The sequence below is a fragment of the Paenibacillus woosongensis genome, assembly GCF_009725165.1.
GTDB classification, from domain to species: Bacteria; Bacillota; Bacilli; order Paenibacillales; family Paenibacillaceae; genus Fontibacillus; species Fontibacillus woosongensis.
On the sequence record NZ_WNZW01000003.1, the window covers coordinates 244969 to 262226 of the forward strand.

A 17258-nucleotide genomic window follows, 5' to 3' on the forward strand; every position below is an offset into this window, starting at 1 on the left:
GCATTAAAATATGGAGGTTCAAAGAAACAAATGAAAATGATAAAATTCAGCAAAAAAACGGCGGTTGGTTTGTTGGCAGTCGTACTGATGACGATGCTATTGAGTGCGTGCGGAGGCGGGGCCAACAAGGACTCTGGCGCAGGAAACGCAGGAGAAATTACAATAGGTTCGAAGAATTTTACCGAGAATATGCTGCTTGCTCTGATGATGGCGGAGCTGATCGAAGCGAAAACGGACATCAAAGTGAAGCGCCAGGTCAATCTGGGCGGCTCGAACGTCGCGTGGAGCGCGCTAAAGAATGGTGAAATTCAGTTGTACCCTGAATATACGGGGACGGTTGTTGCCAATTATTATCAGGAGGAAACGGGCAATTCGGCGGAATCGCTGGCTAAAACGAGAGAGCTGCTTGCTGATGATGAGCTATTCTTTCTGGAGCCGTTCGGCATTAATAACACATACACACTGGCGGTAACACGGGAGACTGCAGAGCGGCACAATCTTGAGACCTTCAGCGATTTGGCGAAGGTATCCGGGGACATGATTCTTGGCGTAGAATTCGAATTTCTTGATCGGGACGACGGCTTTCCGGGAATTCAGAAGCTGTACGGCATGAATTTCAAGCAGCAAAAGGGGATGGATCACGGCATTATGTATCAGTCGATCGCCAGTGGAGAGACGGATGTGACGAACGCATATGCCACCGATGCGCAAATCAAGGTGCATGATCTGGTTATTTTGCGGGATGACAAGGAGTTTTTCCCGCCATATGATGCCGGACCGGTCATTCGCAAAGCGACCTTGGAGCAATATCCTGAACTAGAAGAGGTGTTGAATCTAATGAGCGGTTTGATCAGCGACGAGGAGATGCAGAAGCTGAATGCGGACGTCGATGTGGAAGGGCTGAAGGAGGAAGAGGTCGCACGCCAATTTTTGATTGAAAAAGGGTTGATAGAAGGCTAGTATATATAGTATTAAATATTTGCACGGATAGGAGTATATGATGAGACCGATTTAACTATGAACTGTAAGCTGCAGCAATCAAGCTGATCATACTAAATTTAATGCTATAGAACACGGAGGCTTACGGTTCATGTTCAAGAAGTCTTTTTATTACTTGTGGGGCTCGCAGGCGCTGTCTAATACGGTAGATGTCTTCTACCTGGTCGCGCTGATGACATTCGTGCTGAGCACTACGAACTCGCTCATGTTTGCGACCCTGGTTCCTTTCATCCGGGTAACAGCCCAGTTAACGAGCGGATTTCTTGCCCCGCTGATGGTTGCGAATTATAAACTGCCCTTTCTGCTGATAATATCGCAGAGCGGGCAGTTTCTCTTGTTTAGTCTGCTGGCTTTCTATCTATCACCCTGGATTGGGGGAAACAGTTTCCTGTTGATCTACGGTATTATTGCCTGCATTTCTTTCTTGGACGGCTGGACAACTCCCGCGCGAAATGCGCTCGTTCCGCGTCTTGTGACAGACGAGGTACTGATGAAGGCCAATGGAATGGTGGCTACAACTGATCAGGTCGTTCAGTTTGCGGGTTGGGCGTTAAGCGGGTTGATGGTCGCGAAGCTGGGGGCTTTTCCGGTACTGGTTATCGTTGCCGCCGGTTATGGAATGGCCATGCTTGTGACCTTCTGGATCGAAGATCCGCTAGAACCGCAAAGGCGGGGAATATGGGATTGGCGGACTGCCTCAAAACAAGGCTATATGGCGATGAGGGAGGCGCAGACAGCGAGTGATCCGAGCAGCGAAATCAAGTCGCCTTCCCGCTGGGATACGCTGAAGGAAGGCTGGGTGCTAATCTGGAAATCGCCTAAGCTGCGGGCTTTAACGGTGATGGACGTGACGGATATGTTCGGAGGCTCTGTGTGGGCCGGAGCGTTCATGCTTGTCTTCGTCAAGGAAGTATTGCTGAAGGATGAGCAGTGGTGGGGTTATATCAATGCGAGTTATTTTGCCGGCGCTGTGATTGGCGGACTGCTTGTCGTGGCGTTCGTTGGGCGTTTGGAGAAGCGACTATTTGCGGCAATGCTCGCAGGGATGCTGGGCTATGCACTGCTGACGACTCTGTTTGCGGTCAATTCCTATGCTCCGCTTTCGCTGCTCCTCGTTCTGCTGACCGGCCCGATGACAGAGCTTGCTGCGGTATCCCGCCGAACATTGATACAGCGAAGCGCAAGCAAGGAACGGCTGCCCCAGATTTTTTCGGCGCAAGCGACGTTGCTGAATACCGTTTTCGGCATGTCGCTGCTCGCGATGAGCGGCGTCGCCGAATGGCTTGGAATCGTAAACATGTATTTGTTTGCCGCCGGTATTACATTACTTGCGATATGCACGGGCATAGTCAATCGAAGCTCCTTCCGAAAGGAAGTTCACACCGAAGGAGGCGCCTAATAGGCGCCTTTTTTAATTGGATGGAAGAAATTTCATATAAGCCACTAAAGATATAATTAATTGATTATATAACTGTTCGATTATATAATATAATCTATCAAAATATAATCTAAGGGAGGAGGGGCTGCCCGATGGAAGAGATCATTCGGGATTTGAAGCTGCTGGCTGACAGGACGCGCTTGACACTGCTGGCCATTTTGAGGGAAGGGGAGCGCTGCGTATGTGATCTGGTCGATGCACTGCAGACGACGCAGCCGAACGTCAGCCAGCATCTGCGCAAGCTGAAGGAGGCAGGTTTGGTCATTGAAGATAAACGCGGATCATGGGTCTATTATGATTTGACACTTGAGGGCAAGCCGCATGTCCAGGCTCTGATGGAGCATGTTCCTGTACCTGTGGAACAATTGGAATGGATGAAGAAATGCTCAACGAATAACTGCTGCTGATGGAAGAGGAGAACGGATGGTATACATTGCTTTTAGCATATTTGCGCTTACATTAACGATGGTTATATGGCAGCCCAGAGGGCTTGGCATCGGCTGGTCGGCGATGGGGGGCGCCATACTGGCATTGCTGTTTGGCGTGGTTGGCTTTCAAGACGTGCTTGATGTCACAGCCATCGTATGGAATGCCACACTCGCTTTTATTGCGATTATAATAATTTCTATATTGCTGGACGAAATCGGATTTTTTGAATGGGCTGCGCTGCACATGTCCAGGCTGGCAAACGGCAGCGGAAAATTGATGTTCGTCTATGTTATTCTGCTTGGCGCGCTGGTCGCCGCTTTATTCGCCAATGATGGAGCTGCCCTAATCCTTACACCGATCGTATTGGCAATGGTCAGGGCGCTCAAGTTCGAGGACCGCATGGTCCTGCCATTTATTATGGCGAGCGGTTTTATTGCGGATACGGCCTCGCTGCCGCTTATTGTGAGCAACCTGGTCAATATCGTGTCTGCGGATTACTTTGGAATCGGGTTCGGCGCCTATTTTATCAAAATGATCATACCCAATTTATTTTCAATTAGTGCTAGTGTGCTCGTGTTGTACCTGTTCTACCGCAAACAAATTCCGGGCCATTATGACGAGGCACAGCTCAAGGAGCCAAAGGAAGCGATCCGGGATCCCCGAATGTTCCGGTTATCCTGGCTTATCCTTGTTCTGCTGCTGGCGGCGTATTTATCCAGCGAGTTTATCGGCATTCCTGTATCGGCGGCGGCGGGGGTAGTGGCGGTCATATTTATCATTGCTGCCCGGAAGAGCCCGGCCATACGGACATCCAAAGTCATCAAAGAAGCGCCCTGGTCCATTGTCGTCTTTTCCATCGGAATGTATGTCGTCGTATACGGGCTTCGCAACGCCGGATTAACCGATCAGCTCGGAAGCTGGATCCAGGCCGTTGCAGGTCAAGGGCTATACGCAGCCACGTTAGGCATGGGTCTGCTGGCGGCGCTGCTGTCATCGATGATGAATAATTTGCCTACGGTGATGATTGGCGCATTAGCGATAGATAGCACAAGTACAGTGGGGGTCATGAGAGAAGCGCTTATATACGCGAACGTGATCGGCTCGGATCTCGGTCCGAAAATAACACCGATCGGTTCCCTGGCTACCTTGCTATGGCTGCATGTGCTGTCCAAAAAGGGCATCAAAATTACATGGGGCCAGTATTTCCGGACCGGCATTATTCTAACGATTCCAACGCTAGTCATTACATTAACCGGACTCTATTTATGGCTTTTATTTATAGGCTAGAAGGCGCCAATTACTTAACTTTTATTAACTTCGGAAAGAGGAGTGCTAGATGAACAATAAAAAAAGCGTATATTTCCTTTGTACGGGAAATTCATGCCGGAGTCAGATGGCAGACGGCTGGCTCCAGAAAATCGGCGGTGATCAGTTTGAAGTGTTCAGTGCGGGATTGGAGGCTCACGGATTGAATCCTCGTGCCGTTCAGGTCATGGAGGAGGCAGGTGTCGACATTAGCACTCACCGGTCAGAGGTGATTGATCCAGACATTCTAAAGCGTGCAGATTATATTATTACGTTGTGCAGTCATGCGGACGATCACTGCCCGGCTGTTCCTAACCGAATTGGTGTGAAATGGCACTGGGGATTTGACGACCCCGCGAAGGCGACAGGAACCGAGGAAGAAATTATGCTTCGTTTTCGGGAAGTCAGGGATCAAATTAAGGCCCGCATTGAACGATTTGTTGCGGAAGGCCAGTAATGCCGGAATATGAGCGTTAGAAAAAAGATCTAAAGGCACCTCCAAGGTGCCTTTTTTGGTGTAACTTTATAAGGTAAAATGCGTACTACATGATAAACGTTATTATCAATTAACCATTAAGGAGGGAGCCATATGCGCATAGGGATCATCGGTCTGGGGGATATTGCGCGCAAAGCGTATCTGCCGGTCATAACAGCTATCGAAAATATAGAACTTGTATTGTGCACCCGCAATTCAGAGGTTCTCCACCAAACAGCAAATCAATATCGCATTGGTGAAACGGCTAATCGTCCTGAGCAATTAATTGCTGCCGGGATAGATGCAGCGTTTATACATACAGCGACGGAATCGCATGCCGGGATCATTGAACTTCTGATCAGACATGGCATCCATGTATATGTAGACAAACCTATTTCTTATAATTACGGGGAATCCGCCAGATTGGTAGAGCTGGCCGAATCCATGGGAGTTCAGCTAATGGTCGGGTTCAACCGGAGATATGCCCCGATGGTTGCGGACATGAAGGAACAGAACGATCGGCGTCTTGTTATTATGCAGAAAAATCGCGTGAATTTTCCCGATTTTGCACGCCGCTTCGTTTTGGATGACTTTATTCATGTAGTCGATACAATTCGCTTCTTAGCGCCGGGGGAAATTAAGGACACCACAATTACAACTTATCAGCAAGATGGGAAGCTGTACCATGTTACTCTGCAACTGGAGGGTGACGGTTTTACAAGCACAGCTATTATGAATCGCGATAACGGGATATCCGAAGAGACGCTCGAAGTGATGAGTCCGGGGAATAAATGGCTTATTGACGGTTTAAATACAACAAGACATTTTCATGCGGGCAAAGAGCAGCTGCTCAAATTCAACGACTGGGATCCGGTGCTTTACCGTAGAGGTTTCCATCAAATCATCAGTCATTTCCTGGACACTATCCGCAGCAATTCGGAGCTGGGTTTATCCGCGCGTGATGCGCTGGAAACGCATCGAATCTGTGAATTAGTCGTCAAGCATGCCGAAGAGCATGGTGCAGATATTTGGCATGGTTAGGCGATCGCCAACCGGGCACTTTTTTAGTAGGAGGAGATGCGTTATGTATGAGGACATGAATGAGCGTTTAGCCGAGCTAAAAGAGAAAGGACGGAAAAAAGAGAAGTGGGAGAAGCGCCATCAACAATTGCAGAAAGAGCTCGCGGCGTTGGAGCGTGCAAGAGAAGAGGCTAGCCGGAGACTTGCTGCGGAAGAGAAGGACGTTAAGCAGTTGACCAGCTTGTCCTTATCCAATTTGCTGCATACGATTCTTGGCAAAAAGACAGAGAAACTGGATCAAGAGCAGCGCGAGGTGGTCGAAGCTAAACTCAAATACGATGAAGCGAATCAGGCGGTGCAGCATACCGAGCAGCAAATCGCTGCTGTCAAGAAGCAGCTGGCGGAAGTGAAATTCTGGAAGCTTGATTATGATCAAGTATTTGAGGCTAAGGAGCGTCAAGTGCTGCAGGAAAATGAGGAGCTGCGGACATTGGCGGAAGAACAGGCAGCCCTAAGTGTGCAGAACAAGGAGTTAGAAGAAGCGCTGCGGGCGGGACGCACGGTCGCTCACGATCTGGACAGCGCTGTTGACAAGCTGCTGTCAGCTAAAAATTGGGGTACCTATGATATGCTTGGCGGCGGCATGCTCTCGACGCATATGAAGCACGGCCGTCTGGATGAGGCGATGGATTGTTTATACCGTGCCCAGAATAGTTTGCGGCATTTCGAGAAGGAGCTGCGGGACGTGGGCGAGCAGATGCCGGTTCATATCGAAATCAGCGGATTTCTTAAATTCTCCGACTATTTCTTTGACGGCTTCATTATGGATTGGATCGTGCAGGGTAAGATCAATGATATGCTGCATCAGGTGGAAGGTAAGCGGTCAGAGGTAAACAGAATACTGTCAGATCTAGCTGCATTGCAGCGCAAAGTCGGGACAGCGCTGGATTCCTCGCGGCGCAGATATATCCAGACCATAGAGCAATATATATAGCACTATTCAAAAGGGACCGTGATCGCAGCAGCGATTCGCGGTCCCTTATTATTGGCTAACGCACCTAGCCTTTAAATCAATTTCAAATGTGGTAAGCATAGCTTGAATTATTTGCCTACAAGTCTTGGACGCACCAGGAACAAGTAGCTGCATATCGCGCCAAGCTCGGCGATCGCTATGACGATGCCCAGCGGCACCGCGGTATGTTCACCGCCCAAACCAACGAGCGGGGCGACGGTAGCTCCAAGGATGTATGGGATTAGTCCGAGCAGAGCAGAGGCGCTGCCGGCAGCTTTTCCCTGACTTTGCATCGCCAGCGAGAAGCTTGATGTAGAGATGATTCCTACGCAGGATACGACTAAAAATAAAGGAATCAGGACAGCGATCAGCTTGCCTCCTAGCAGTATCGCCGTTAATAGGCCTGTAGCGCCAATCAACGCCAGAGCCAGTCCGAACTGCAGCATCTTCGCTTCTTTGATTTTTCCTGCCAAACGGCCTGTAGTTTGGCTTGCAATGATAATGCCGACGCCGTTCATAGCAAAAATAAAGCTGTACATTTGTGGTGAAACCTCAAATACATTTTGCATAACGAAGGAGGAGCCGGATATGTATGCGAACATAGCAGCGGACACAAGGCCTTGTGTCAGGCAGAAGCCGATGAACAGACGGTCTCCGAGCAGCCGCTTAAAGGTTGTCCAAGTGGCAGCGAAGCCGCCGGACTGCCTGCGCTCCCTGGGAAGCGACTCGGGAAGTCCGAATAATACGGCGATCATCATAACAACGCCGATCAAGGCTAATACTACGAATACGCCTCGCCAAGATGTAAACTGCAGCAGCTGCCCCCCAAAGATTGGAGCGAGAATCGGCGCAGCACCATTAACGAGCATGAGGAGTGAGAAAAACTTCGTCAGCTCAGAACCGGAGTATAAATCGCGTACAACGGCGCGGGAAATTACGATTCCAGCCGAACCGGACAAGCCTTGGAGAAAACGCAGGGCAATAAGCGCCCAGGCCGAAGGCGCAAATACGCAAAGCAGCGAGCTTATCGCGTAAATGCAAAGGGAGATGATTAGCGGCGCGCGGCGACCGCGCACATCGCTCATCGGCCCTGCTGCCAATTGGCCCAGCGCGAGTCCAAGCAGGCAGGAAGTCAGGCTAAGCTGGGTAACGGAAGCTGTCGCATTTAGCTCTTCGGCGAGCTTGGGCAATGCGGGCAAATACATATCAAGCGAAAGCGGACCGAAGGCTGACAGACTGCCGAGAATAAAAGCCGTCTTCAAGCGGGCCGAACGGGATAAGGGATGCGAAGACGCCGAAGAATCGCTGGTTAATGAATTCATTGCTGTAGGAACACCCTTTCGAAACATAACGATAATTTGCATAGTCTGACGTATAGACGCAGATTATTTCATTATACTATATCAATGAAAATAAGCGGCAAAAAGAATGCAATTCCGCCGAAAGTTCTTTTTGTCTGTTATACCGGACGTTTCACTTGTTTATAGATATAACAAAGCACATATCAGATTTAGTTGCAATTAAGGAAGAATGAATTATCCGCTTGCCGGCCCGATTGGGCGTAGTCCGGATAAGGAGGCAGAATATATAATGAAACCGAAATGGTGGAAAGAAAGCGTAGTATATCAAATTTACCCGATTAGCTTTAAAGACAGCAATGGCGACGGAATCGGCGATCTTAAAGGGATCATCTCCAAGTTGGACTATTTACAGGAGCTGGGGGTCAACGTCATTTGGCTTAGCCCCATTTACAAATCCCCCGGCCATGACAATGGATATGACATCAGCGATTATTGCGATATTATGGAGCAGTTCGGCACGATGGAGGATTTTGACCGATTGCTTCAGGACATGCATTCCCGCGGGATGAAGCTCATGATGGATTTGGTACTGAACCATACCTCGCACAAACATCCATGGTTCATAGAATCCCGTCAGTCCAAAGATAATCCGAAAAGGGATTACTACATATGGCGGAAAGGGAAAAACGGTGGTCCGCCTAACAACTGGGAATCGTACTTCAGCGGCTCGGTCTGGGAGTATGATGAGCAGACGGACGAATACTATTTGCATTTATATTCCAAGTACCAGCCGGATTTAAATTGGAACAATCCCATAGTAATCGATGAACTCCACAACATGGTGGAATGGTGGCTTAAAAAGGGAGTGGACGGTTTTCGTTTCGATGCGATATCACACATCGTCAAAGCCGAAGGCCTTCCGGACGCTGACAATCCTCATCAGACGAAGACGGTACGGGCCTATGAAATGTTCTCCAATCTGGAGAATGTCCATACCTTACTGCAAAATCTGCATGACAAAGTACTTTACTATTACGACATCATGACTGTCGGGGAAACGTCGGGACTCGGTCCGGAGCAAGCGCTGGATTATGTAGGAGACGGCCGGCGCGAATTGAATATGACTTTCCAGTTCGAACATATGTTCATAGATGCCGCCTCTTCAGGGAGCGGTAAATGGAACGTCGTTCCCTGGAACCTGCTGGAGTTGAAAAAAATCATCAGCAACTGGCAAAACGTTCTCCACAACCGGGGCTGGAATGCGAATTACTGGTGTAATCATGACCAGCCGCGTTCTGTATCCCGTTTCGGGAACGATGTGCTGTACCGGGTGCCTTCGGCGAAAATGCTGGCCACCTTCATTCACACCCTGGAAGGCACGCCGTATATCTATCAGGGCGAAGAAATCGGAATGACAAACATTGCTTTCGAGTCTATCGACGATTACCGCGATGTGGAGACGCTGAATTATTACGAGGAACAGCGCGATAGTGGAGTACCTGAAGAAGAAATCATGCAGGCTCTTCGCAAAAGGAGCCGGGACAACGCGAGAACTCCAATGCAGTGGGATACGACTCCAAACGCTGGTTTTACTACGGGAACGCCCTGGATCAAAGTCAATTCCAACTATATGGAGATTAACGTAGCGGATGCGCTGAATGATCCCAATTCTATTTTTCATTATTACAAAAAGCTGATTCAGCTTCGCAAGCAGCACAAGGTTATCGTTTATGGCCGATATAAGCTGCTGCTGCCGCTTCATTCGGAAATATACGCTTACACTCGAACTCTGGATAACGATCAGTTGCTCGTAATCCTTAACTTTTTTGAACGGGAGCCGCTCTTTGAACTGCCGAAGGATGTATCACCCGAGGGAATGGAGTTACTCATTTCGAATTATCCCCCGGAAAAAAATGAGGATTTGTGTAAATTGAAGCTGCGGCCTTTTGAAGCAAGGGTATATTTGCAGCGTCTGCCCAAATCTGCGAATGAACAATAGCAACGACCGCGTTTCGCGGTCGTTGCGCATTGTCGCTCATTCCACTTTCATCTGCTTGTCCTGCTGAATTCCATTTCTGATAAGCCAGTCATGGTACACATACTCGAAGACAGTTACGGCGATCGTGGCGGTGAGCACCTCCATCAGCGTCATCGACCAGCCGTTGTTCGCTGCAAGCGCCCATATAAACAGGTAAGCTAGAACGGCATCAATCATCGTCGCCAAAGCATTGCTGGATCGGGGCAATACAAACAGATCAACCAATAAAAACGAGAAAATCGTCAGGCCAAAAGCTGTTAACAGCGCGGGGAAAAACGAGGCATTGCTCATCAGCATAAAGAGCCCTACAAGGATGATGCAGCTCCAGACGATTTTGACAACAATCCGTTTGGTCATCGTGTCCTCCTCATCAAGATGTATACTCATGATTCCCAGCATGTCCCGCAAGATATTCAGCAACTGCCGAAATCTAAATGAAGGAGTTTATGTTTATGCCGCAGGATTGCATTATTGTCGGAGGAGGAATCGCTGGGCTGCAGGCCGCGATCCAACTAGGCCGTTATTCCGCTTATGATGTTCTGGTCGTTGACGCTGGGGAGGGCAGATCTACGCTTTGCCGCGGTTATCACAATATTCTAGGCTGGCCAGAGGGAATATCGGGACAAGAATTACGTGCAAGAGGAAGGCATCAGGCTGAGAGCACTGGTGTTCGCTTTGCTCGGGACAGGATCGTAACAGCGGCTCGAACCGCAGCCGGAACGATACTTCTTGAAGGGGAAACGGGACAAACATACGAGACCTATACGACGCTGCTAGCGACAGGAGTGAGCGATCGCATTCCCGAAATTCCTGGGCTTGTTCCGCTGCTCGGAAGCAGCGTATATATTTGCCCGGATTGCGACGGATATGAAATTGAAGGCAAGCGTACCGTTTTAATGGGAGCCGGAGATGCCGGTGCCAATATGGCGCTTCTGTTGGCAGAACGCACAAACAGTCTGACTTATGTGAACCATGAATCTTCCCGTATATCTCCAGAGCTGCTGGAACAGATGGGTCATGCAAGTATTTCTTATATCGAGGCGGCGGTTGTGGAAATACACTCAGCTGCGGAAGGGCAAATTGAGCAGGTCATACTTCATGACGGTACTGTTCTGCCCGCCGAACGTGGATTTATTGCTTTTGGCGGAAACAAGGTTCATTCTGAGCTCGCCAGGCAGCTTGGGGCCGTTCTTAGTGATAACGGCCATGTGGAAAGTGATCCGCGAAGCAAGCAGACGAGTGTGGATAACGTATGGGCCGCCGGCGATATCGCCTTGCACGCGGAGCAGGCCACCGTGGCGATGGGCGAAGGTTCGATCGCCGCGATATGGATCAATAAAGCCTTGCGGGCGCAGAAAGGAAAATTCGATCAACGTAAATCATATAATGGTGGTATAATAAGGACAACATAACAAATAATGCTTCTTTCGAGCTGGTTAGGGGGGATAGAATGATCCTTGAAGTAGCCGAGCTGCATGTGAAGCCAGGAACGATTAATGACTTTGAGAGCAGCTTTCGGCAAGCGTCCAAAATCATTTCGGGCATGCCAGGGTATATCGACCATGAGCTGCATAAATGTGTTGAGGAAGAGAATAAGTACATTCTTCTCGTCAAATGGCGGTCGATTACCGATCATGAGGTCGGATTCAGGAAATCGGAGCAGTATCAGGAATGGAAGGCGCTGCTTCATCATTTCTACGACCCGTTTCCCGTAGTCCAGCACTATGTTCAGATCAAGCAGCTTATTGATTAATTTAAGGGGGCTAGTCCATGGGGGAGATTATTTTTAGTCAATTGGAATTTATTCGCGGTCAGACAGTAAAAATGGTTCAGGGTTTATCAGAGGAACAGGCTGATATTATACCTGCCAAGTTCCGCAACAATATTCGCTGGAATCTTGGGCATATCGCCTTTGTACAGGACGCATTTGCATTTCAGCTAAACGGACGCCCTTCGCTGATATCAGCCCAATATAGAAGTTTTTTTGCGAACGGGACATCTCCGGAAAACTGGACGGAAGACGTGCCAAAGCTAGCAGATATCGTTGAGGTCCTGGAGCAGCAGCCGAAGCAGATTGCTTCGATATTAGCGGGAAATCTGGACGAACGTGTTAGTAAGCCATATACGACCTCGTCGGGCTTTACGCTGGAAACGGTCGAAGCATTTTTGAATTTCACCCTTTATCATGAAGGGATGCACTTTAGCGCCATTAAGATGTATAAGAAATTGATCCAAAGCTAGCCTGCGAGGCTAGCTATTTTTAATTTTTTTTGATATCTTTGGTTGGATTGGGAACTGATACGGATAGGAGCAGCATTAATGTTGACATCATATGCCATTGAACATGCGACAATTGATGATTTACAGGAAATCGTAGCTATCTATAACGAGACGATCGACAGCAGAGCTGTTACGGCTGATCTGGAGCCGGTCACGGTGGAAAGCCGCTTGAAATGGTTTGCGGAGCATACGCCGGACCGTAGGCCGCTATGGGTAGTCAGAGCCGCAGAAAACAATGGGGCAGGTATGGCTATTGAGTATGGAAATCCGGTGATCGCCTGGCTTAGCTTCCAGTCTTTTTATGGGCGCCCTGCTTATGACGGCACAGCGGAAATAAGCATTTACATTTCCTCAAGGTATCGCGGCCAGGGCATCGGCAGCTTGCTGATCGGGAAGGCGATTGCGGCTTGTCCTGAAATTGGAGTGAAAACCATGCTTGGCTTCGTGTTCGCCCATAACGCCGGAAGCTTGGCGCTGCTGCGCAAGCATGGGTTCGAGCAGTGGGGACTGTTGCCGCGGGTCGCCAATTTGGACGGAGAAGAGAAGGACCTTGTGATCATGGGAAGGAGGGCAAACAGCGATTAAGCAGCTGATTCCATGGATAATAAATTGAGTTTGCGTTTGTATGCAGCAATTGACAAAGAAGCATTGGAACGTTTCGTCCTTCCAGAGGAACAGGTTGTTTTCAGCGCTTTGCCGAAGGACGTTCTGGATGAAGCGATTCAGGATAAGTGCATGTATCCGGTGGTTATTGCATCTGAGGACATTCTTGCCGGCTTTTTTATTCTACATGAAGGGCCGGATATCGGGGAGTTTACCGCAAATCCAAATGCGATGCTGCTCCGTTCCTTCTCCATCGATTACCGCTATCAAGGGCAAGGGATTGCCAAAATGGCGATGCTTGAGCTGCCCGAATTCATGAAATCCCGCTTTCCCGGGAGAAATGAAGTCGTGTTAGCCGTAAATAAGCGCAATAAAACAGCCCAGTCCGTGTATTTGGCGGCGGGCTTCCAAGATAAAGGCAGATTGATCGAAGGTCCAATCGGACCGCAGCATATTTACCATCTGGCGCTAGATTAGAGTGATGAGTATGTATAGCAAAAGAGCTGTTCCCAAGTGCAATTTACACTGTCAAGGGAACAGCTCTTGTTATGTTATTTCGATTGAAGTCAGCTGACTCTATATGAACGCTCCGAAAAAACCTTTGAGGAAACCATAAACAAAACCGACGGAAAAGCCGATGACTAGCATTACGATCGCATAGGATGGAAATTGGCGCAACCGGTATGCCCGGATAAACATATACACTGGAACGATCAAGAACCACCACACAGACGTCGTACGATGGCCGGAACGCTGGAGTTCGTTTTTATCCAGCGAGCAAAATAGAGCATATAGCCCGAACATGAGGATTGTTATTACGAAACCGAAACCGAAGAAAGCCCCAGCGTCCCGAGCGAGAAGATGTATAAGATTGCCAATGCCAGCAACCGCAACAAGCAGCCAAACGTATGTATTGTTTACTTTTTGCAAAGGATATTGGCCGGGAGCCACATGAGCCCCGGTATGCTGTCCCGGATAGATCCGCACTCCAGTGACATGGCCTCCAGGCGGATATCCTGCTGGTCCAGGAACCGTGCCGGGCTGCGAGCCGGGATAAGCTTGGCCTGCGGGCGTCTGATTTGAATATGCTCCGTTATATGGAGAACGGCCTTGTTCTGCCTGCGAGCCGCTGCCGGGCGCAAACATGATATGATTAATCAGTTCTGTCGAGGATAGCGGCACCCAATCAGCCATTCCATCGGTCCAAACCATTGTACCCGGATGCAGCTCGCGGTAGATGTAATAGTCTCTTTGCATCTGTCCGATGATAACCGGTCCTTTAATGATGTCGTTATGTACATAGTACCAGGGAACCGGACTGGTGTTATAATTGTTTCCCATGAATATCATCCTGCCTTTTGAAAAAAGATTTGCAAAATATAGCATAATATCCTCAATAGTACCATGGAATTACATAGAAGTAACGAGGCAGCTGAAGTTTTTGAGCGAAAAAAGTCAATATTTGCTATTATTAATCCATATTAAAAATAGAGAGAAACTAATCGAAACCGTAGGAGTGGTTGAAAATGAGCATATTGGAGACGATCCGCCAGCCGAAGCAGCGCAAGCTGCTGATGAGCGCAGGGCTGAGCTGGATGTTTGATGCGATGGATGTCGGCATGCTGTCATTCATTATCGCCGACTTAAGCCTGAAGTGGCAGCTGTCCCCTCAGCAAACCGGTCTATTTACGAGCATCAACTCGATCGGCATGGTCTTCGGGGCGGCCATCGCCGGTTATATGGCGGACAAATACGGACGAAAATCGGTGCTGCTATGGACGCTGCTGATCTTCTCGCTCGCGACAGGCTTGTCGGCCGCAGCCACCGGATTTGCAGTCCTGTGCATCCTCCGGTTTATTGCCGGTTTTGGCCTGGGAGGGGAGTTGCCCGTTGCCTCGACGCTGGTGTCGGAATCGGTTCAATCTAAGGATCGGGGGAGGGCGGTTGTGCTGCTGGAGAGCTTTTGGGCGGCAGGCTGGATTGCTGCGGCATTGATCGCCTATTTCGTGATTCCGAAATATGGCTGGCAAGCGGCCTTTATTATCGGCGGGCTGCCAGCGCTATATGCCCTATATTTGCGCAGGGCGATTGAGGATCCGCCGAGATATACGAAGCAAACGGCAGAGAAGGGAAACCGGGCAGCGTCTTTTCGCCAGAGGTTCAAATCGGTGTGGGCCAAGCCTCATCGCCGTGCGACGATTATGCTGTGGGTGCTCTGGTTTACCGTCGTATTTTCTTACTACGGTATGTTCCTGTGGCTTCCATCGGTTATGATGCTTAAAGGGTTCAGTCTCGTCAAGAGCTTTGAATACGTTTTGATCATGACGCTGGCCCAGCTTCCCGGTTACTTTACGGCGGCCTATTTCATAGAGAAATTTGGCCGTAAATTCGTTCTCGTTCTCTACCTTGTACTTACCGCTGTGAGTGCGGCATGGTTTGGCCTGGCAACTACGGAAGGCGCATTGATCGCTGCCGGGATTTGTTTGTCGTTTTTCAATCTTGGCGCTTGGGGCGGGATGTACGCTTATACGCCTGAGCTGTATCCGACCAGCGTACGGTCCACGGGAGTCGGTCTGGCGGCCTCGTTTGGACGAGTCGGCGGCATACTTGCGCCATATATGGTCGGGATGCTTGTTGCCAGGCATTATGAGATCGGGTACATTTTCGGCATCTTTTTTGTGACCATCCTCATTGGTGCGGCAGCTGTGCTGTGGCTCGGGACAGAGACGAAAGGCAAAGAGCTGGAGGATTAGCTAGCATAAAGTAAAGCCCCTGGCTGCCGGGGAACGGGAGCTAGGGGCTGTTTTCTATTATAAACTTAACTGATGGTGGTGCAGCTCTTCTCCGGGCTTCAGCGCATGTCCCGTTATGCCTAGCTTGCTGAGTTCGCTGACGAACAGATCGCCATCCTGCCGGATCAGACCGAAGGTATTATAATGAATAGGCACGACATGGCGGGCGCTGACCCATTCCGCTGCGGTCAAAGCATCTTCTGGCCCCATCGTAAAGAAATCGCCAATCGGGATAAAGGCCAAATCGACCCGGTGGCGCGTGCCAATCAGCTGCAAGTCGGTGAACAGAGCCGTGTCTCCAGCGTGATAGATGGTAAACCCATTCAGCTCCAGCAATATCCCTGCGGGATTTCCAAGATAGACATTCGTGCCATCTACCTCTACTGAGGAGCTGTGCAAGGCCGGAGTGAATTTCAACTTACCGAATGGAAACGCGAAGGAGCCGCCAAGATTCATGCCCGTCGTTTCCAGTCCTTTGGCTGCAAAATAGTTCGCTAATTCCACAATGGCAATGATCGGGCATTGATTGTTCCGAGCAATAGCCTCTGCGTCGCCGATATGGTCGGAATGGCCATGCGTCAGCAGTACGAAATCGGCCTCAATTTCTTCAGCGGAAACCGTGGCGACCGGGTTGCCCGTCAGGAACGGGTCGATGATCAGTTTATGTTCGCCAGTGTCGATGTGAACGGTAGAATGTCCTAAATAGGTCAGCTTCATTTTATCACCTCAATAAACGTAGTCGAATCCCTACTAAATTATAACTGACTTGGGCACTGGAGTCACATTTCAACTAATTTATGCCAAAATCATAAAGGATAGTATTGTATTCGGGACTCGAACATGCTACGTTTTGAAGACGAGAGGGGGAGCAGAATGAGCACTGCGTTTGAGCAACTGAAACAAGAGAGGATCATCGCCATTCTTCGCCATGTACCCGATGAACGGGCAGACGGATTGATTGCGGCTCTGGATCGTGCTGGAGTAGTGTTTGTGGAGGCTACGTTGAACAGCGATGGTGCTTTAGGCATGATTTCGCGCTGGCGCGAGCAGTATGGCGACCGGATGCGCATCGGAGCCGGCACGGTCCTGGATGTGAACATGGCCAAGGAAGCCGTGTCCGCAGGGGCAGAATATCTAATCGCACCGAATTTGGATGAAGCTGTCGTGAACTATGCGCGTGAACAATCGATTGACGTTTATCCAGGCGCAATGACGCCGAGCGAGATCGTCAGGGCTTGGAATGCGGGAGCAACTGCGGTAAAAATATTTCCCATGGCCTCCATGGGGCTCGCCTATTTACGCGAAATTCGGGCTCCGCTTAGCCATATTCCGATGATCGCGACCGGAGGCGTCCGGCTGGATAATATTCATCAGTTTATTCAGGCGGGAGCGACCGCGGTCGGACTTGGCGGAAGCATCGTCAACATGGATCTCGTAAAAGAAGGCCGCTTTGATGAAATCGAGCGGAATGCAGCATTGCTCGTACAGGCGGCCCGGCGGGGTTGACGATAAATGAAAAGAAGCTGCTTCAACTATAAAGCACACCAACCAAGCTCCCTTGACATT

20 protein-coding genes are annotated in these 17258 nt (G+C 49.6%); 16 read left to right on the forward strand and 4 right to left on the reverse strand.

Annotation, left to right across the window (positions count from 1 at the left end; genetic code table 11):
• Window positions 1-30: 30 nt before the first annotated feature.
• The 7 genes from GNP95_RS12070 (at window position 31) to GNP95_RS12100 (ending at window position 6660) form a co-directional block, all read left to right on the forward strand.
• Window positions 31-960, forward strand: coding sequence for a glycine betaine ABC transporter substrate-binding protein (locus tag GNP95_RS12070; protein WP_230873783.1), 930 nt, complete (start codon window positions 31-33; stop codon window positions 958-960).
• A gap of 130 nt (window positions 961-1090) precedes the next feature.
• Entirely contained in the window at window positions 1091-2398 is a 1308-nt protein-coding gene (locus GNP95_RS12075; protein ID WP_155611110.1) for an MFS transporter, read from the forward strand.
• 131 nt (window positions 2399-2529) lie between these two features.
• On the forward strand, window positions 2530-2844 hold the full coding sequence (locus tag GNP95_RS12080) for an ArsR/SmtB family transcription factor (RefSeq protein WP_155611111.1): 315 nt from the start codon (window positions 2530-2532) through the stop codon (window positions 2842-2844).
• A 16-nt stretch (window positions 2845-2860) separates the two neighbouring features.
• Window positions 2861-4153, forward strand: a complete 1293-nt coding sequence (locus GNP95_RS12085) for an arsenic transporter (RefSeq protein WP_155611112.1) — start codon at window positions 2861-2863, stop codon at window positions 4151-4153.
• Between the two features lie 49 nt (window positions 4154-4202).
• The gene (gene arsC, locus GNP95_RS12090; protein WP_155611113.1) at window positions 4203-4628 is read left to right on the forward strand and encodes an arsenate reductase (thioredoxin); all 426 of its coding nucleotides are present in this window, start codon (window positions 4203-4205) and stop codon (window positions 4626-4628) included.
• Between the two features lie 132 nt (window positions 4629-4760).
• Window positions 4761-5687, forward strand: a complete 927-nt coding sequence (locus GNP95_RS12095; protein ID WP_155611114.1) for a Gfo/Idh/MocA family protein — start codon at window positions 4761-4763, stop codon at window positions 5685-5687.
• 43 nt (window positions 5688-5730) lie between these two features.
• Window positions 5731-6660, forward strand: a complete 930-nt coding sequence (locus GNP95_RS12100) for a hypothetical protein (RefSeq protein ID WP_155611115.1) — start codon at window positions 5731-5733, stop codon at window positions 6658-6660.
• Between the two features lie 107 nt (window positions 6661-6767).
• Here the strand turns inward: GNP95_RS12100 and GNP95_RS12105 are convergent, their stop codons facing one another.
• Window positions 6768-8000, reverse strand: coding sequence for a multidrug effflux MFS transporter (locus GNP95_RS12105; RefSeq protein WP_155611116.1), 1233 nt, complete (start codon window positions 7998-8000; stop codon window positions 6768-6770).
• Window positions 8001-8268: 268 nt separating this feature from the next.
• Here GNP95_RS12105 and GNP95_RS12110 point away from each other — a divergent pair, with 268 nt between their 5' ends.
• A complete protein-coding gene (locus GNP95_RS12110) occupies window positions 8269-9978 on the forward strand; it encodes a glycoside hydrolase family 13 protein (RefSeq protein ID WP_155611117.1) in 1710 nt (569 codons plus the stop codon).
• A 36-nt stretch (window positions 9979-10014) separates the two neighbouring features.
• On the opposite strand, the gene GNP95_RS12115 is transcribed toward GNP95_RS12110, so the two are convergent.
• The gene (locus GNP95_RS12115; protein WP_196427154.1) at window positions 10015-10374 is read right to left on the reverse strand and encodes a DUF2512 family protein; all 360 of its coding nucleotides are present in this window, start codon (window positions 10372-10374) and stop codon (window positions 10015-10017) included.
• 95 nt (window positions 10375-10469) lie between these two features.
• On the opposite strand from GNP95_RS12115, the gene GNP95_RS12120 reads away from it, so the two are divergent.
• From GNP95_RS12120 to GNP95_RS12140, 5 genes are all read left to right on the forward strand, one after another.
• Window positions 10470-11429 carry an NAD(P)/FAD-dependent oxidoreductase gene (locus tag GNP95_RS12120; protein WP_155611313.1) on the forward strand — a complete coding sequence of 320 codons (960 nt, stop codon included), beginning with the start codon at window positions 10470-10472 and terminating at the stop codon, window positions 11427-11429.
• 38 nt (window positions 11430-11467) lie between these two features.
• The gene (locus GNP95_RS12125) at window positions 11468-11770 is read left to right on the forward strand and encodes an antibiotic biosynthesis monooxygenase family protein (RefSeq protein WP_155611119.1); all 303 of its coding nucleotides are present in this window, start codon (window positions 11468-11470) and stop codon (window positions 11768-11770) included.
• A gap of 17 nt (window positions 11771-11787) precedes the next feature.
• On the forward strand, window positions 11788-12258 hold the full coding sequence (locus GNP95_RS12130; protein WP_155611120.1) for a DinB family protein: 471 nt from the start codon (window positions 11788-11790) through the stop codon (window positions 12256-12258).
• Between the two features lie 78 nt (window positions 12259-12336).
• The gene (locus GNP95_RS12135) at window positions 12337-12882 is read left to right on the forward strand and encodes a GNAT family N-acetyltransferase (protein ID WP_155611121.1); all 546 of its coding nucleotides are present in this window, start codon (window positions 12337-12339) and stop codon (window positions 12880-12882) included.
• A 12-nt stretch (window positions 12883-12894) separates the two neighbouring features.
• Window positions 12895-13377 (forward strand): GNAT family N-acetyltransferase, encoded by a 483-nt coding sequence (locus GNP95_RS12140; protein ID WP_155611122.1) that lies wholly within the window; start codon window positions 12895-12897, stop codon window positions 13375-13377.
• A 99-nt stretch (window positions 13378-13476) separates the two neighbouring features.
• Here the strand turns inward: GNP95_RS12140 and GNP95_RS12145 are convergent, their stop codons facing one another.
• Window positions 13477-14241, reverse strand: a complete 765-nt coding sequence (locus GNP95_RS12145; protein WP_196427155.1) for a DUF4339 domain-containing protein — start codon at window positions 14239-14241, stop codon at window positions 13477-13479.
• Between GNP95_RS12145 and GNP95_RS25765 the strand changes: the two genes are divergently transcribed.
• Both GNP95_RS25765 and GNP95_RS12150 read left to right on the forward strand, forming a co-directional pair.
• Window positions 14240-14503, forward strand: coding sequence for a hypothetical protein (locus GNP95_RS25765; RefSeq protein WP_196427156.1), 264 nt, complete (start codon window positions 14240-14242; stop codon window positions 14501-14503). The genes GNP95_RS12145 and GNP95_RS25765 overlap by 2 nt on opposite strands.
• The gene (locus GNP95_RS12150; RefSeq protein ID WP_155611124.1) at window positions 14427-15653 is read left to right on the forward strand and encodes an MFS transporter; all 1227 of its coding nucleotides are present in this window, start codon (window positions 14427-14429) and stop codon (window positions 15651-15653) included. The genes GNP95_RS25765 and GNP95_RS12150 overlap by 77 nt, the downstream gene beginning before the upstream one ends.
• A 57-nt stretch (window positions 15654-15710) precedes the next feature.
• Here GNP95_RS12150 and GNP95_RS12155 read toward each other — a convergent pair whose 3' ends face one another.
• On the reverse strand, window positions 15711-16409 hold the full coding sequence (locus tag GNP95_RS12155) for a metal-dependent hydrolase (RefSeq protein ID WP_155611125.1): 699 nt from the start codon (window positions 16407-16409) through the stop codon (window positions 15711-15713).
• Between the two features lie 156 nt (window positions 16410-16565).
• On the opposite strand from GNP95_RS12155, the gene GNP95_RS12160 reads away from it, so the two are divergent.
• Window positions 16566-17198: a bifunctional 4-hydroxy-2-oxoglutarate aldolase/2-dehydro-3-deoxy-phosphogluconate aldolase gene (locus tag GNP95_RS12160; protein WP_155611126.1), complete on the forward strand. Its 633-nt coding sequence runs from the start codon at window positions 16566-16568 to the stop codon at window positions 17196-17198.
• Window positions 17199-17258: the final 60 nt, after the last annotated feature.

Bases quoted from the DNA above. Each gene is read 5' to 3' on its own strand.
- GNP95_RS12070 (WP_230873783.1), top strand. From the start codon at position 31: ATGAAAATGATAAAATTCAGCAAAAAAACGGCGGTTGGTTTGTTGGCA.
- GNP95_RS12075 (WP_155611110.1), top strand. From the start codon at position 1,091: ATGTTCAAGAAGTCTTTTTATTACTTGTGGGGCTCGCAGGCGCTGTCT.
- GNP95_RS12080 (WP_155611111.1), top strand. From the start codon at position 2,530: ATGGAAGAGATCATTCGGGATTTGAAGCTGCTGGCTGACAGGACGCGC.
- GNP95_RS12085 (WP_155611112.1), top strand. From the start codon at position 2,861: ATGGTATACATTGCTTTTAGCATATTTGCGCTTACATTAACGATGGTT.
- arsC (WP_155611113.1), top strand. From the start codon at position 4,203: ATGAACAATAAAAAAAGCGTATATTTCCTTTGTACGGGAAATTCATGC.
- GNP95_RS12095 (WP_155611114.1), top strand. From the start codon at position 4,761: ATGCGCATAGGGATCATCGGTCTGGGGGATATTGCGCGCAAAGCGTAT.
- GNP95_RS12100 (WP_155611115.1), top strand. From the start codon at position 5,731: ATGTATGAGGACATGAATGAGCGTTTAGCCGAGCTAAAAGAGAAAGGA.
- GNP95_RS12105 (WP_155611116.1), bottom strand. From the start codon at position 8,000: ATGAATTCATTAACCAGCGATTCTTCGGCGTCTTCGCATCCCTTATCC.
- GNP95_RS12110 (WP_155611117.1), top strand. From the start codon at position 8,269: ATGAAACCGAAATGGTGGAAAGAAAGCGTAGTATATCAAATTTACCCG.
- GNP95_RS12115 (WP_196427154.1), bottom strand. From the start codon at position 10,374: ATGACCAAACGGATTGTTGTCAAAATCGTCTGGAGCTGCATCATCCTT.
- GNP95_RS12120 (WP_155611313.1), top strand. From the start codon at position 10,470: ATGCCGCAGGATTGCATTATTGTCGGAGGAGGAATCGCTGGGCTGCAG.
- GNP95_RS12125 (WP_155611119.1), top strand. From the start codon at position 11,468: ATGATCCTTGAAGTAGCCGAGCTGCATGTGAAGCCAGGAACGATTAAT.
- GNP95_RS12130 (WP_155611120.1), top strand. From the start codon at position 11,788: ATGGGGGAGATTATTTTTAGTCAATTGGAATTTATTCGCGGTCAGACA.
- GNP95_RS12135 (WP_155611121.1), top strand. From the start codon at position 12,337: ATGTTGACATCATATGCCATTGAACATGCGACAATTGATGATTTACAG.
- GNP95_RS12140 (WP_155611122.1), top strand. From the start codon at position 12,895: ATGGATAATAAATTGAGTTTGCGTTTGTATGCAGCAATTGACAAAGAA.
- GNP95_RS25765 (WP_196427156.1), top strand. From the start codon at position 14,240: ATGAATATCATCCTGCCTTTTGAAAAAAGATTTGCAAAATATAGCATA.
- GNP95_RS12145 (WP_196427155.1), bottom strand. From the start codon at position 14,241: ATGGGAAACAATTATAACACCAGTCCGGTTCCCTGGTACTATGTACAT.
- GNP95_RS12150 (WP_155611124.1), top strand. From the start codon at position 14,427: ATGAGCATATTGGAGACGATCCGCCAGCCGAAGCAGCGCAAGCTGCTG.
- GNP95_RS12155 (WP_155611125.1), bottom strand. From the start codon at position 16,409: ATGAAGCTGACCTATTTAGGACATTCTACCGTTCACATCGACACTGGC.
- GNP95_RS12160 (WP_155611126.1), top strand. From the start codon at position 16,566: ATGAGCACTGCGTTTGAGCAACTGAAACAAGAGAGGATCATCGCCATT.